Source organism: Serratia sp. SSNIH1 (assembly GCF_002935055.1).
Taxonomy (GTDB): Bacteria; Pseudomonadota; Gammaproteobacteria; order Enterobacterales; family Enterobacteriaceae; genus Serratia; species Serratia nevei.
In genome coordinates this window covers 3,270,705-3,282,956 of sequence record NZ_CP026383.1, presented here as the reverse complement: position 1 = coordinate 3,282,956, position 12,252 = coordinate 3,270,705, and the positions used below count along the sequence as shown (strand labels likewise).

Sequence of the window (12,252 nt, the reverse complement as noted above, 5' to 3'; positions counted from 1 at the left end):
GCCGCAGTGTTTAACCTAGGATGGTATAAGATATGAAATTGCAGCAGCTTCGTTACATTGTGGAAGTGGTTAACCACAACCTGAATGTCTCCTCGACGGCAGAAGGGCTCTATACCTCGCAACCCGGCATCAGTAAACAGGTGCGCATGCTCGAAGATGAGCTGGGCATCCAGATTTTCGCCCGCAGCGGCAAACACCTGACCCAGGTCACCCCGGCCGGCCAGGAAATCATTCGCATCGCACGTGAAGTGCTGTCCAAGGTGGACGCCATCAAAGCCGTCGCCGGTGAACACACCTACCCGGACAAAGGCTCGCTGTACGTCGCCACCACGCATACCCAGGCTCGCTACGCCTTGCCCAACGTAATCAAAGGCTTCATCGAGCGTTACCCGCGCGTCTCGCTGCACATGCATCAGGGCTCGCCGACGCAGATCGCTGAAGCGGTCTCCAAAGGGACCGCCGATTTCGCCATCGCCACCGAAGCGCTGCACTTGTACGACGATCTCATCATGCTGCCGTGCTATCACTGGAACCGCGCGGTAGTCGTGAAGCCCGACCATCCTTTGGCGGGCAAAAGCAGCATCAGCATTGAAGAGCTGGCGGCTTATCCGATCGTCACTTACACCTTCGGCTTTACCGGGCGTTCGGAGTTGGATACCGCCTTCAACCGCGCCGGCCTGACGCCGCGCATCGTCTTTACCGCCACCGACGCCGACGTGATCAAAACCTACGTGCGTCTGGGATTGGGGGTGGGGGTGATCGCCAGCATGGCGGTGGATCCGGTTCAGGATCCGGATCTGGTGACGGTGGATGCGCGTGATATCTTCACCTACAGCACCACCAAGATCGGCTTCCGCCGCAGCACCTTCCTGCGCAGCTACATGTACGACTTCATTCAGCGCTTCGCGCCGCACCTGACGCGCGATGTGGTCGACAGCGCGGTGGCGCTGCGCTCCAACGAAGAGATCGAAGCGATGTTCAAGGACATCAAGCTGCCGATTAAGTAACTATCGACGATATCAAATCAAACCCGGAAAGGCGCCTGCCTAACCGGGTTTTTTTTAGCCCGGAAATCCGCGCCTTCTTGCTTCTCAGGATCATCCTGAAAAGTCGCTGCCCTCTTTTCAACCCGTTAGCGTCTGAGTAGAGTGCAAACGTTCGGATCATTGAATAAGGAAATTCAACGTTATGCAGATATGCAGATATGCAGACTTAACTACAACGATGCCTCTCCAGACCGCCGCGTGCTGAAACTCCACGTCTACTGGGTGGGGACGTTTCCGGTGTTTTCAGGCAAGCCGAGTATGCTAAATCGTCCTGATTGCTCTTTCAGAGACAAAGGGGCGCTACCCCCGGGGCAGTATTGGATTGTTGATCGCCCTCATGGGAGTATACGAAACCAGCTGGAGTCATTAGGTAAAGACATATGGCATGGAACAAACCATTCTACGTGGCTTGGTTTGTTCAGTTTCCAAACGCTTACCGATAATTTGTGGATTAATGGACAAGATCGAGGCGGCTTTCGCATTCATCCATTGAGACCTAATGGCGAAGGAGAATCATGGGGTTGCATTACCTTCTACCATATTGCTGATTTTAATCGATTTCGACACGCACTCGTCCAACGTAGAAAATTCAAAATCCCCGGCTCACGTGTAGGTATCATGTCCTATGGTAGGGTAGATGTTACGGGTTCAACTAACTACGAGGCTTGCGATGTTTAAGAATTTGATGCTGTTTGCAACTTGTTTCATAGCGTCGTTTTTTATTCTTAACAAAATCCCGGTGCTTAAAAATCTGGTTGATATGACTGTAAATCAGGTTGGTGATTGGATGAATGCCGCTAACATAGCGAAAAGTGATGGAGAGTTTGATCCAGCGTTTCTCCCCGTGGTGATAACCTATATGTTGCTCGCGACATTTATTTTAATGGCCGTCGTCAAACGCTTAATGCGTAAACCCCGCTAAAGCCGCGGGATTTTCCCTGCCAAAACGCCGCCTCGCTGCGGCGTTTTTGTTGGCGCATTGCCTAACCCCTTGGCGGCGCTCGTACTTCCTTCCTGCTGATTGTTCCCGCCTATCGTTGTGATCAAATCGTGTTGTTATCAAAACGTTAACTTATCTTTGTGGTATCTTTAAACAAGACCTCACTGATTACCCTGTTTTAGTCACAATAAGAAATGGAGGAGCTATGTCGTCCGATCTTCGTGAAACGAGTCTGGATAAGCTGGTTGCGCTGAATAGCGAGTATTACTACTACAGCCTGCCGCTGGCGGCGAAGCAACTGGGTGATATCGACCGGTTGCCGAAATCAATGAAAGTGCTGTTGGAGAACCTGCTGCGCCATGTGGATGGCGACACCGTGCAGGTTGACGACCTCAAGGCCATCGTTGCCTGGCTGCAAACCGGCCATGCTGACCGTGAGATCGCCTACCGTCCGGCGCGCGTGCTGATGCAGGATTTTACCGGCGTACCGGCGGTGGTGGATCTGGCGGCGATGCGCGAAGCGGTACGGCGGCTGGGCGGCAACGTCGACCAGGTGAACCCGCTGTCGCCGGTGGATCTGGTGATTGACCACTCGGTTACCGTCGATGAATTTGGCGATGACAACGCCTTTGAAGACAACGTGCGTATCGAAATGCAGCGCAACCACGAGCGCTACACCTTTCTGCGCTGGGGGCAGAAAGCCTTCAACCGCTTCCGCGTAGTGCCGCCGGGCACCGGCATCTGTCACCAGGTTAACCTTGAATACCTTGGCCAAACGGTCTGGCACAGCGACGAAAGCGGCCGACGCGTGGCTTATCCCGATACGCTGGTGGGCACCGATTCCCACACCACCATGATCAACGGCCTCGGCATCCTCGGCTGGGGCGTCGGCGGCATCGAAGCGGAGGCGGCGATGCTGGGCCAGCCGGTGTCGATGCTGATCCCGGACGTGGTCGGCTTCAAGCTGACCGGCAAGCTCCGCGAGGGCATTACCGCCACCGACCTGGTGTTGACCGTGACCCAAATGCTGCGCAAGCACGGCGTTGTCGGCAAGTTCGTCGAGTTTTACGGCGACGGGCTGGCCGATCTGCCGCTGGCGGACCGGGCAACCATCGCCAACATGTCGCCGGAGTTCGGCGCCACCTGTGGCTTCTTCCCGGTGGATGACGTTACGCTCGGCTATATGAAGCTCAGCGGCCGCAGCGCCGAACAAATCGCACTGGTGGAAGCCTACGCCAAAGCGCAGGGCATGTGGCGTAACCCGGGTGATGAACCGGTCTTCACCAGCTCGCTGGCGCTGGACATGTCAACCGTGGAAGCCAGCCTCGCCGGGCCGAAACGCCCGCAGGATCGCGTTGCGCTGCCGAATGTGCCGCAGGCGTTCAAGGCTGCCACCGAGCTGGATATCGGGGGGCACAAGGCCGATACCGACAGCAAAACCTTTACGCTGGACGGGCAGCAGCACGAACTGCGCGACGGCGCGGTGGTGATCGCGGCGATCACCTCCTGCACAAACACCTCCAACCCGAGCGTGATGATGGCGGCCGGCCTGCTGGCGAAAAATGCCGTCAAGAAAGGGCTGCGCAGCAAACCCTGGGTAAAAACCTCGCTGGCGCCGGGATCCAAAGTGGTAACCGACTACTTCGACAGCGCCAAACTCACCGCCTATCTGGAAGAGCTGGGGTTCAACCTGGTGGGGTATGGCTGCACCACCTGCATCGGTAACTCCGGGCCGCTGCCGGATCCGATCGAGCAGGCGATCAAAGAGGGCGATCTGACCGTGGGCGCGGTGCTGTCGGGCAACCGCAACTTCGAAGGGCGTATTCACCCGCTGGTGAAAACCAACTGGCTGGCCTCGCCGCCGCTGGTGGTGGCTTATGCGCTGGCGGGCAGCATGAAGATTGATCTGACCAAAGAGCCGCTGGGCGAGGGCAACGACGGTCAACCGGTCTACCTGAAGGATATCTGGCCGAGCAGCCAGGACATCGCTCAGGCGGTAGAAGAAGTGCGCACCGAGATGTTCCACAAGGAATACGGCGAAGTGTTCGACGGCGACGCCAACTGGCAAGCGATCCAGGTGGCCGGTTCGGCGACCTATCAGTGGCAGGAGGATTCTACCTATATCCGCCATCCGCCGTTCTTCAGCACCATGAAGGTGAAACCGGAGCCGGTGCAGGACATCAAAGACGCGCGCATTCTGGCGATTCTGGCCGATTCGGTGACCACCGACCACATCTCGCCGGCGGGCAACATCAAGCGCGACAGCCCGGCAGGGCGCTACCTGAGCGAGCACGGCGTGGCGCCGCAGGATTTCAACTCCTACGGCTCGCGCCGCGGCAACCACGAAGTGATGATGCGCGGCACCTTCGCCAACATCCGCATCCGCAACGAAATGGTGCCGGGCGTGGAAGGCGGCTATACCCGCCATACTCCGTCGCAGCAGCAGCTGTCTATCTACGACGCCGCCATGCAGTATCAGCAGGAGAAGGTGCCGCTGGCGGTGATCGCCGGTAAAGAGTACGGTTCCGGCTCCAGCCGCGACTGGGCGGCGAAAGGGCCGCGCCTGCTGGGCGTGCGGGTGGTGATTGCCGAGTCCTTCGAGCGTATCCACCGCTCCAACCTGATCGGCATGGGGATTTTGCCGCTGGAGTTCCCGCAGGGAGTGACGCGCAAAACCCTGGGGCTGACCGGGGATGAGCAGATCAGCGTCGGCGGCCTGCAGCAGCTGCAGCCGGGCCAGACGGTGCCGGTGCATATCACCTATGCCGACGGGCGCAAGGAAGTGATCGACACCCGTTGCCGCATCGATACCGGCAATGAGCTGACCTACTACGAAAACGACGGCATTCTGCACTATGTGATCAGGAAAATGCTGTAATTAAGCAATAAAAAGGGCGCCGTAAGGCGCCCTGATTGTTTCCGCCGCGGCGGCGATCACTTCTGGTCGAGCAAATGGCCCATTTTGGCGGCCTTGGTCGCCAGATAGTGTTCGTTCTTCGGGTTGCGGCCGACGATCAGCGGCACGCGCTCGCTGATGTTGATACCGGCTTCGGTCAGGATCTCGACCTTTTTCGGGTTGTTGGTCAGCAAACGCACCGCGTCGACGCCCAGCAGTTTGAACATGTCGGCGCACAGGGTGAAGTCGCGTTCGTCGGCGGCGAAGCCGAGCTGATGGTTGGCCTCCACGGTGTCGGCGCCCTTATCCTGCAGGGCATAGGCGCGGATCTTGTTCAACAGGCCGATATTGCGGCCCTCCTGGCGATGATAAAGCAGGATGCCGCGGCCTTCTTCGGCAATCTGCTCCAGCGCGGCTTCCAGTTGAAAACCGCAGTCGCAGCGCAGGCTGAACAGAGCATCGCCGGTCAGACATTCGGAATGCACGCGCGCGAGCACCGGCGCTTCGCCGGAAATATCACCGAATACCAGCGCCAGATGGTCATGCCCGGTCGCCAGTTCTTCGAATCCTACCATCAGGAAATCGCCCCAAGGTGTCGGCAGTTTAGCCTCTGCCACCCGTTTAAGCTGCATGTCACTCTCCACAAAAGCGTACGATTCAATCATTGTCGCGCATCCTAAGTCCGGTACGGTAAATTGACCAAGACTAAAACGTGCTACGCCGATCTCTATTTCGTTAATTATCGGCTATTTTGCCACAACTTCTTGCCGGGCGGTGCTCAGCAAACCAGCAGATGGCGTTTTCTGGCCACCTATTATTGCGATAGGTTGCCTATCTGTTTAATTTTTCGCGTGTTATCAATATTGCACTCTTGTTACACTGCTGCCTGATTCACGCAGAGGAAGAATAGAATGTACGAGATAGCAAAACGCACGGCGGGCGGCGCACTGCTGCTGCTGTTGATGCCGCTGGCGGTCTGGGTATCCGGTTGGCACTGGCAACCCGGCGGCAATGAGCCGCTGCTCAAAGCGCTGTACTGGGTGACCGAAACCGTGACCTCGCCGTGGGGCATTCTGACCAGCGCTATCCTCTGCGGCTGGTTTTTGTGGTGCCTGCGCTTTCGCCTGAAGGCGGCCATCGGTCTGGCGCTCCTGCTTTTCGCCGCGCTGGTGATCGGGCAGGGGGTGAAGTCGTTAATCAAGGATCGGGTGCAAGAGCCGCGGCCGTTTGTGGTATGGCTGGAGCAAACCCACGGCGTGGACGGCAAATATTTCTATTCGCTGCATCGCAAAGAGCGCAGCGCGCTGGTGCGCGAGCAACTGCAGGATCAGACGCTGGTGCCGAACTGGCTGCGCAAGCACTGGCAGTTTGAAACCGGTTTCGCTTTCCCGTCGGGGCACACCATGTTCGCCGCCACCTGGGCGCTGTTGGGCGTAGGGCTGCTGTGGCCGCGCCGCCATTATAAAACCGTCGCGCTGCTGATGGTGTGGGCGACCGGCGTGATGGGCAGCCGTCTGCTGTTGGGCATGCACTGGCCGCGCGATCTGGCGATGGCCACGCTGATCAGCTGGCTGCTGGTGGTGGTTACCTGCTGGCTGGCGCAGCGCTGGTTCGGCCCGCTGACGCCGCCGCCGCAAGAGCAGCAGGAAATCGCGGCGCGCAAGCCGGAGATATGATCGTTATGTGACCATGTCACAAAAAGGCGGCGTCGGATCGGCGCCGCATTAACCGCTTACATTTTCCCGCCATTGCAATCCGCCCGGCCGCCCCCATATCCTTATAAATTCGACGTTTTGAGAAGCTTTCTCATCAATTTGTTCGCTAAGGCCGTTTACTGCCGAATATGCCAGCAGATATGTGGTTTTATCGTGCCGCGGGGTTTCCCTGCCGCAACGGGAAATGCTAACTTAAGGGTTAGGGACGCCACGTTTTGGCATCGTTAATCCGATTCACTCGGCCTCGCGGGAAAGAATGTGAAATATTTGCTGATTTTTTTGTTGGTTCTGGTGATCTTCGTGATTTCCGTCACCTTGGGTGCGCATAACGATCAGGTGGTCAATTTTAACTATCTGGTTGCGCAGGGCGATTATCGCGTATCGACCCTGTTGGCCACGCTGTTTGGCGGCGGTTTCGTTCTTGGCTGGATCATTTGCGGTCTGTTCTACCTGCGCACGCGCATTGCGCTGGGCCGCGCCGAGCGCAAGATCAAAAGGCTGGAGCTGCAGCTTGAGCAGCCCGCTGAACCGGCGGCTCAGCCCGTTGTCAGCAAGGAATAATCCTCTATGTTAGAACTGCTGTTTCTGTTGCTGCCCGTGGCTGCCGCGTACGGTTGGTACATGGGGCGCAGAAGCGCTCAGCAGGATAAACAGCAAGAAGCCAACCGCCTGTCGCGTGAATACGTGGCAGGGGTGAACTTTCTGCTTTCCAACCAGCAGGACAAGGCGGTCGATCTGTTCCTCGACATGTTGAAAGAGGACAGCAACACCGTTGAAGCCCACCTGACGCTGGGTAACCTGTTCCGTTCGCGTGGCGAAGTCGACCGCGCCATCCGCATCCATCAGGCCTTGATGGAAAGCGCCTCCCTGACCTTCGAACAGCGTCTGCTGGCGGTACAGCAGCTGGGCCGCGACTATATGGCGGCCGGGCTTTACGACCGCGCGGAAGACATGTTCAGCCAGTTGACTGACGAAGAGGATTTTCGCGTATCGGCGCTGCAGCAACTGCTGGTGATCCATCAGGCCACCAGCGATTGGCAAAAAGCAATCGATGTGGCGGAAAAGTTGGTCAAGCTGGGTAAAGAGAAACAACGCGTCGAGATCGCACACTTCTATTGTGAACTGGCGCTGCAGGCGATGGGCAGCGACGATCTCGATCGGGCGATGAGCCTGCTCAAGCGTGCGGACGCAGCCGATAAACAGTGTGCGCGCGTGTCCATCATGTTCGGGCGCATTTACATGGCGCAAAACGACTACGCCAAAGCGGCGGAGTCGCTGCAGCGCGTATTGAGTCAGGATAAAGAGTTGGTCAGCGAAACGCTGCCGATGCTGCAGGAATGCTACACCCATCTGCCGGAACAACAGCACAACTGGGCTGAATTCCTGAAGCGCTGCGTAGAAGAGAACACCGGTGCCACCGCCGATCTGATGCTGGCCGAGATCATCGAGCAGCACGAAGGGCGCGACGTGGTGCAGGTCTATATCAACCGCCAGCTGCAACGCCATCCGACCATGCGGGTGTTTTACCGGCTGATGGATTATCACCTGGCGGACGCCGAAGACGGCCGGGCGAAAGAGAGCCTGCTGCTGTTGCGCGATATGGTCGGCGAGCAAATTCGCACCAAGCCGCGTTACCGCTGCCACAAATGCGGCTTCACCGCGCACTCGCTCTATTGGCATTGCCCGTCGTGCCGCGCCTGGTCATCGGTTAAACCGATCCGCGGCCTGGATGGCCAATAACGCCGCGGCACCAAAATAAAACGGGGCGATTTATCGCCCCGTTTTTTTATGTTTGACCCGTCCTGAATAGCGTTGACACATTTTACTCACGCACAGAGGAAAATGTGATGAACCAGTATATTAAACGCACACAACGCGATTACTCTCTATCCTTTAAACTGGCCGTCGTCGAACAGGTCGAAAAAGGCGAAATGACTTGCCGTCAGGCCACAGACCGTTATGGTATCCAAGGCAACGTAACCGTCATGAACTGGCTGCGCAAATACGGTCAGCTTGACTGGCGAACCTCTCCTTCCACCCAAAAGTGCGGAGGCAACATGCCCAAACTCCCCCTGACGCCCGAACAGCGTATTAAAGAACTTGAGCAGCAACTGGCTGAATCTGAAGTCAAAGCCCAGTTCTTCGAAGCTGTCGTCAAAGTGATGAACACCGACTTTGGCGCCACGCTGACAAAAAAGCAGCTAACCGCCTTATCGCGCAAACACAAGTACCGGGACTCACAGTAACGCGGGCCTGCCGATGGATGGGCATCAGCCGACAAGCGTGGTATCAGTCCCTGCAGCGTGAAGCAGGCAAAGAGGAGCAGGCCCGGCATCTCGTCGAACAGGTGACGGCCATCCGCTTGCACCAGCCCCGACTGGGGACACGTAAGCTGCATCACCTGTTGCGGCAACGCCCCGAACCGGCGTTGCATGTGGGGCGCGACCGGCTGTTCAGTATCTTGCGTTGCGCGCGGTTACTGGTGATGCCTAAGCGGGCATATCACAAGACGACGCAGAGCCATCATCGTTTTTATCGTCATCCCAACCTGCTGAAGGCGGGGGACAATCAGGTCATCGCCAGCCGTCCGGAACAGGTATGGGTGGCGGATATCACCTACTTGCCGCTGGTGCACCACTCGGACAGGGGTATCCAGTACTGCTCACAGGAATATCAGGCGTTACATCAGAGATATGGCATCACCTGCTCGATGACGGACGGGTATGACTGTTACCAGAATGCGCTGGCGGAACGGGTAAATGGGATACTTAAAACGGAATACCTGCTCGGCAGGCCAGAAGACATCGTACAGGCAAAAAAGATGGTCAGGGAGTCGGTGAACCTCTACAACGCACAGCGGCCGCACCTGTCGCTGAAATACAAAACGCCCGATGAGGTTCATCGGGCGTTATCCGGCTGAAAAGTGTCAACCTATATCAGGACTAGTCAGTTTGTCTGTTCGTCGTTTACTTTTTTTTGCCGCCCTTGGCGCCGGTTTTCAACAGCTGGCGGAGTTTCTTCAGCTCTTTCTGGCTCAGAGGCTGTTCAATTTCTTCTTCGGTGCTTTGGTTGTCGATCTCGCCATGGTGCAGCTCATCCGCCTTTTTGGCCGTTTTTTCTGCCTTGGCGGCGGGCGTACTGAAGCTGCTTTCCAGGCGCTGGCACACTTCCACGCTCAATGAAAATTCGTTTTCAGCGGCGGCAGCGCGGATTTTTTCCTTGAGTTCCAGAGGAATTTTAATGGTAAGTGTCGATATCTCGCTCATTTTGAAAGCCTTTCTGCAGGAAGATGCCTTCAAGCTAAGCCACTGGCGATCGGGTGTCTAGTGTGTAATAAAAATTTAATATTTTTGTAACAATAAAGAGCGGGGCAAATGCGGGGTTTTCAAGCGGGAAACAGAGGCAGGGCCCGAAATCTCGGGCCCTGTACCGGAAACCTTATTTGTAGATGATCGCGGTGCCGCTCAACATGTTGTTACCGCCGGCGGAGATAATGCGGTAGCTGCTGGCGCCCTGAGCATCTGCTTTAGCGGCCAGTTTTTTCTCCAGGCTGCTGAGGGTCGTTGCGTGGCCGGCGGAAATGACGCCGGTCGCGGTCAGGCTATCGGCCTGCTGGCTGTTGATCGGCTCAGCGGCCAAAGTGGCGAAAGAGGTCAGTGCGATAGCGGCAGCGGCTGCAAAATATTTGATGGTTTTCATGGGTGACTCCAGTCTGTTTATTTAGGAAGGAAGCCATTCGCTTCCGATGGGCTGAATAATAAAGCATCTGCACAGATTGAAAATCTGATAATGCTGAGTAAGTCATTCAAAATATCTGATTAACAATTTACGCATCTTTACGGCGTTTTACGCTGCGTGGTTTATCGCTGATGCGCTTTCGTTGACGCGCCATGACAAAGGTGAGAGGTAACATGACAGAGCGCCGGTGCGTGCTGCGGCTGGGATTTCTGGCCCCCGACATGTAGAATGCGGCGGTCAGTTTCGCGGGTGAGTCCCTGATTATGTCTATTTTAGAGAAGGTAGAAGAAATGAAGTCTGAAAATAACACTAATAACAATGACTTAAAATCATCTCCAATCGTTGTGGCGTTGGATTACGCCGATAAGAACGCTGCGCTGGCGTTCGCCGACCGTATCGATCCGCAAGACTGCCGGCTGAAAGTGGGCAAAGAAATGTTCACGCTGTTTGGGCCGCAGCTGGTGCGCGATCTGCATGGGCGTGGCTTCGACGTGTTTCTCGACCTGAAATTCCACGATATTCCCAATACCACCGCGCATGCGGTCGCGGCGGCGGCCGAGCTGGGCGTTTGGATGGTCAACGTCCACGCCAGCGGCGGCGCGCGCATGATGACCGCCGCTAAAGAAGCGCTGGCGTCATTCGGGGCGGATGCGCCGCTGCTGATTGCCGTGACGGTGCTCACCAGCATGGAAGCGGAAGATCTGCGCGGCATCGGCATCGAGGCCAGCCCGGCGGAACACGCCGAGCGCCTGGCGCGCCTGACCCGCGACTGCGGGCTGGACGGCGTGGTGTGTTCGGCACACGAAGCGCAGCGGCTGAAGGCGGCCTGCGGGCAGGCATTCCAGCTGGTTACGCCGGGGATCCGCCCTGAGGGCAGCGCGGCGGGCGATCAGCGCCGTATCATGACGCCGGCGCAGGCACAGGCCGCCGGCGTGGACTACATGGTGATTGGGCGTCCGATCACCCAATCTGCCGATCCGGCCGCGACGCTGCGCGCGATCCGCGCCTCTTTGGCCTGAGGAACCGCCAATGAATGACGATAACAGCCGCCTGGTGTATTCCACGGACACCGGCCGTATCAAGCAGGAAGAGGTTAAACCGCAACGCGCCAAGGGTGACGGCATCGTGCGCATCCAGCGTCAAACCAGCGGCCGCAAGGGGAAGGGCGTGTGCCTGATCGCAGGTATCGATCTGGATGACGCTGCGCTCGACAAACTGGCGGCCGAGCTGAAGAAGAAATGTGGCTGCGGCGGCTCGGTGAAAGACGGGATCATCGAAATACAGGGCGATAAACGCGATCTGCTCAAGCAGCTGCTGGAAGCCAAAGGCATGAAGGTCAAACTGGCGGGCGGTTGAGCTGAATCGCCATGCCGCGGTGCAATGCCGTGGCATGGCTTGAGGTTGTTGCTGCCGGGGGTTAGCCCGTTAACGGCAAAAGAACCATAGACTTAAAGTAAAACAGACCTGAAATCATCGTTATTCTGGTTAATACGTCAAAGCGCCGAGGCGCTTTTGCCAGCCTGTCGGCCGAGGACGCTCGGTCAGGTTATTTGCCAACCTGGTGACCGATAATGCCCCCCACCGCGGCCCCACCCAGCGTGCCCAACGCGCTGCCGTTGGTCAGCACTGCACCGCCGACTGCACCGGCACCGGCACCGATTGCGGTGTTGCGATCGCGTTTGGACATGTTGGAACAGGCGCTGAGTGAAAACGCCAGAGTCAGTGCCAGAGCGGCGGTGGCGAAACGTTTATTGATAATCATCATAATGACTTCTCCTTAGCATTGGCTATATGGAAGTGCCCTATAAGTATAGGCGTTAACCATAAATCAGGCCTGCCGTTGGTTCCCATACAGTATCGATATAAAAAATGGCATTTTTTGTTAAAAGCCGAATAATTAGCAAGTTAAGGCCCAAA

General features: G+C 57.0%; 13 protein-coding genes and 1 pseudogene. 10 read left to right on the top strand and 4 right to left on the bottom strand.

All coding sequences use genetic code 11. The features are described from left to right. The first annotated feature begins 32 nt into the window (after positions 1-32). From cysB to acnA, 4 genes are all read left to right on the top strand, one after another. Positions 33-1,007, top strand: a complete 975-nt coding sequence (gene cysB, locus C3F38_RS15770; protein ID WP_004930690.1) for an HTH-type transcriptional regulator CysB — start codon at positions 33-35, stop codon at positions 1,005-1,007. Between the two features lie 189 nt (positions 1,008-1,196). Then, complete coding sequence (locus tag C3F38_RS15765; protein ID WP_071934063.1) at positions 1,197-1,724, top strand: DUF2778 domain-containing protein; 528 nt, start codon at positions 1,197-1,199, stop codon at positions 1,722-1,724. After that, a complete protein-coding gene (locus C3F38_RS15760; RefSeq protein ID WP_038886047.1) occupies positions 1,717-1,968 on the top strand; it encodes a hypothetical protein in 252 nt (83 codons plus the stop codon). Before C3F38_RS15765 ends, C3F38_RS15760 begins: the two co-directional genes overlap by 8 nt. Positions 1,969-2,191: 223 nt before the next feature. Further along, on the top strand, positions 2,192-4,864 hold the full coding sequence (acnA, locus tag C3F38_RS15755; protein WP_055316716.1) for an aconitate hydratase AcnA: 2,673 nt from the start codon (positions 2,192-2,194) through the stop codon (positions 4,862-4,864). Positions 4,865-4,920: 56 nt separating this feature from the next. On the opposite strand, the gene ribA is transcribed toward acnA, so the two are convergent. Next, positions 4,921-5,514 (bottom strand): GTP cyclohydrolase II, encoded by a 594-nt coding sequence (gene ribA, locus C3F38_RS15750; protein ID WP_019452695.1) that lies wholly within the window; start codon positions 5,512-5,514, stop codon positions 4,921-4,923. A 279-nt stretch (positions 5,515-5,793) separates the two neighbouring features. On the opposite strand from ribA, the gene pgpB reads away from it, so the two are divergent. The 4 genes and pseudogenes from pgpB to C3F38_RS15730 all read left to right on the top strand — a co-directional run bounded on the left by pgpB (position 5,794) and on the right by C3F38_RS15730 (position 9,517). Further along, positions 5,794-6,558, top strand: coding sequence for a phosphatidylglycerophosphatase B (pgpB, locus tag C3F38_RS15745; RefSeq protein WP_038874446.1), 765 nt, complete (start codon positions 5,794-5,796; stop codon positions 6,556-6,558). A 297-nt stretch (positions 6,559-6,855) separates the two neighbouring features. Continuing rightward, entirely contained in the window at positions 6,856-7,158 is a 303-nt protein-coding gene (locus C3F38_RS15740) for a LapA family protein (RefSeq protein ID WP_038874444.1), read from the top strand. A gap of 6 nt (positions 7,159-7,164) precedes the next feature. Beyond that, complete coding sequence (gene lapB, locus C3F38_RS15735) at positions 7,165-8,337, top strand: lipopolysaccharide assembly protein LapB (RefSeq protein ID WP_047730566.1); 1,173 nt, start codon at positions 7,165-7,167, stop codon at positions 8,335-8,337. Positions 8,338-8,444: 107 nt separating this feature from the next. Beyond that, positions 8,445-9,517 (top strand): annotated as a pseudogene (locus C3F38_RS15730) (integrase core domain-containing protein). Positions 9,518-9,563: 46 nt separating this feature from the next. Here the strand turns inward: C3F38_RS15730 and C3F38_RS15725 are convergent. Next, complete coding sequence (locus tag C3F38_RS15725; RefSeq protein WP_047730569.1) at positions 9,564-9,863, bottom strand: Arc family DNA-binding protein; 300 nt, start codon at positions 9,861-9,863, stop codon at positions 9,564-9,566. 172 nt (positions 9,864-10,035) lie between these two features. Continuing rightward, the gene (locus C3F38_RS15720; RefSeq protein ID WP_038876230.1) at positions 10,036-10,296 is read right to left on the bottom strand and encodes a YdgH/BhsA/McbA-like domain containing protein; all 261 of its coding nucleotides are present in this window, start codon (positions 10,294-10,296) and stop codon (positions 10,036-10,038) included. 329 nt (positions 10,297-10,625) lie between these two features. Here C3F38_RS15720 and pyrF point away from each other — a divergent pair, with 329 nt between their 5' ends. Both pyrF and yciH read left to right on the top strand, forming a co-directional pair. After that, positions 10,626-11,354 carry an orotidine-5'-phosphate decarboxylase gene (gene pyrF / locus C3F38_RS15715; RefSeq protein ID WP_170310541.1) on the top strand — a complete coding sequence of 243 codons (729 nt, stop codon included), beginning with the start codon at positions 10,626-10,628 and terminating at the stop codon, positions 11,352-11,354. A 10-nt stretch (positions 11,355-11,364) separates the two neighbouring features. After that, a complete protein-coding gene (gene yciH, locus C3F38_RS15710; RefSeq protein ID WP_038876234.1) occupies positions 11,365-11,691 on the top strand; it encodes a stress response translation initiation inhibitor YciH in 327 nt (108 codons plus the stop codon). Positions 11,692-11,881: 190 nt separating this feature from the next. Here yciH and osmB read toward each other — a convergent pair whose 3' ends face one another. Continuing rightward, entirely contained in the window at positions 11,882-12,100 is a 219-nt protein-coding gene (osmB, locus tag C3F38_RS15705; RefSeq protein WP_004930634.1) for an osmotically-inducible lipoprotein OsmB, read from the bottom strand. Positions 12,101-12,252: the final 152 nt, after the last annotated feature.

Coding starts and splice junctions, on each gene's coding strand:
- cysB (WP_004930690.1), top strand. CDS start 33: ATGAAATTGCAGCAGCTTCGTTACATTGTGGAAGTGGTTAACCACAAC.
- C3F38_RS15765 (WP_071934063.1), top strand. CDS start 1,197: ATGCAGATATGCAGACTTAACTACAACGATGCCTCTCCAGACCGCCGC.
- C3F38_RS15760 (WP_038886047.1), top strand. CDS start 1,717: ATGTTTAAGAATTTGATGCTGTTTGCAACTTGTTTCATAGCGTCGTTT.
- acnA (WP_055316716.1), top strand. CDS start 2,192: ATGTCGTCCGATCTTCGTGAAACGAGTCTGGATAAGCTGGTTGCGCTG.
- ribA (WP_019452695.1), bottom strand. CDS start 5,514: ATGCAGCTTAAACGGGTGGCAGAGGCTAAACTGCCGACACCTTGGGGC.
- pgpB (WP_038874446.1), top strand. CDS start 5,794: ATGTACGAGATAGCAAAACGCACGGCGGGCGGCGCACTGCTGCTGCTG.
- lapB (WP_047730566.1), top strand. CDS start 7,165: ATGTTAGAACTGCTGTTTCTGTTGCTGCCCGTGGCTGCCGCGTACGGT.
- C3F38_RS15725 (WP_047730569.1), bottom strand. CDS start 9,863: ATGAGCGAGATATCGACACTTACCATTAAAATTCCTCTGGAACTCAAG.
- C3F38_RS15720 (WP_038876230.1), bottom strand. CDS start 10,296: ATGAAAACCATCAAATATTTTGCAGCCGCTGCCGCTATCGCACTGACC.
- pyrF (WP_170310541.1), top strand. CDS start 10,626: ATGAAGTCTGAAAATAACACTAATAACAATGACTTAAAATCATCTCCA.
- yciH (WP_038876234.1), top strand. CDS start 11,365: ATGAATGACGATAACAGCCGCCTGGTGTATTCCACGGACACCGGCCGT.
- osmB (WP_004930634.1), bottom strand. CDS start 12,100: ATGATGATTATCAATAAACGTTTCGCCACCGCCGCTCTGGCACTGACT.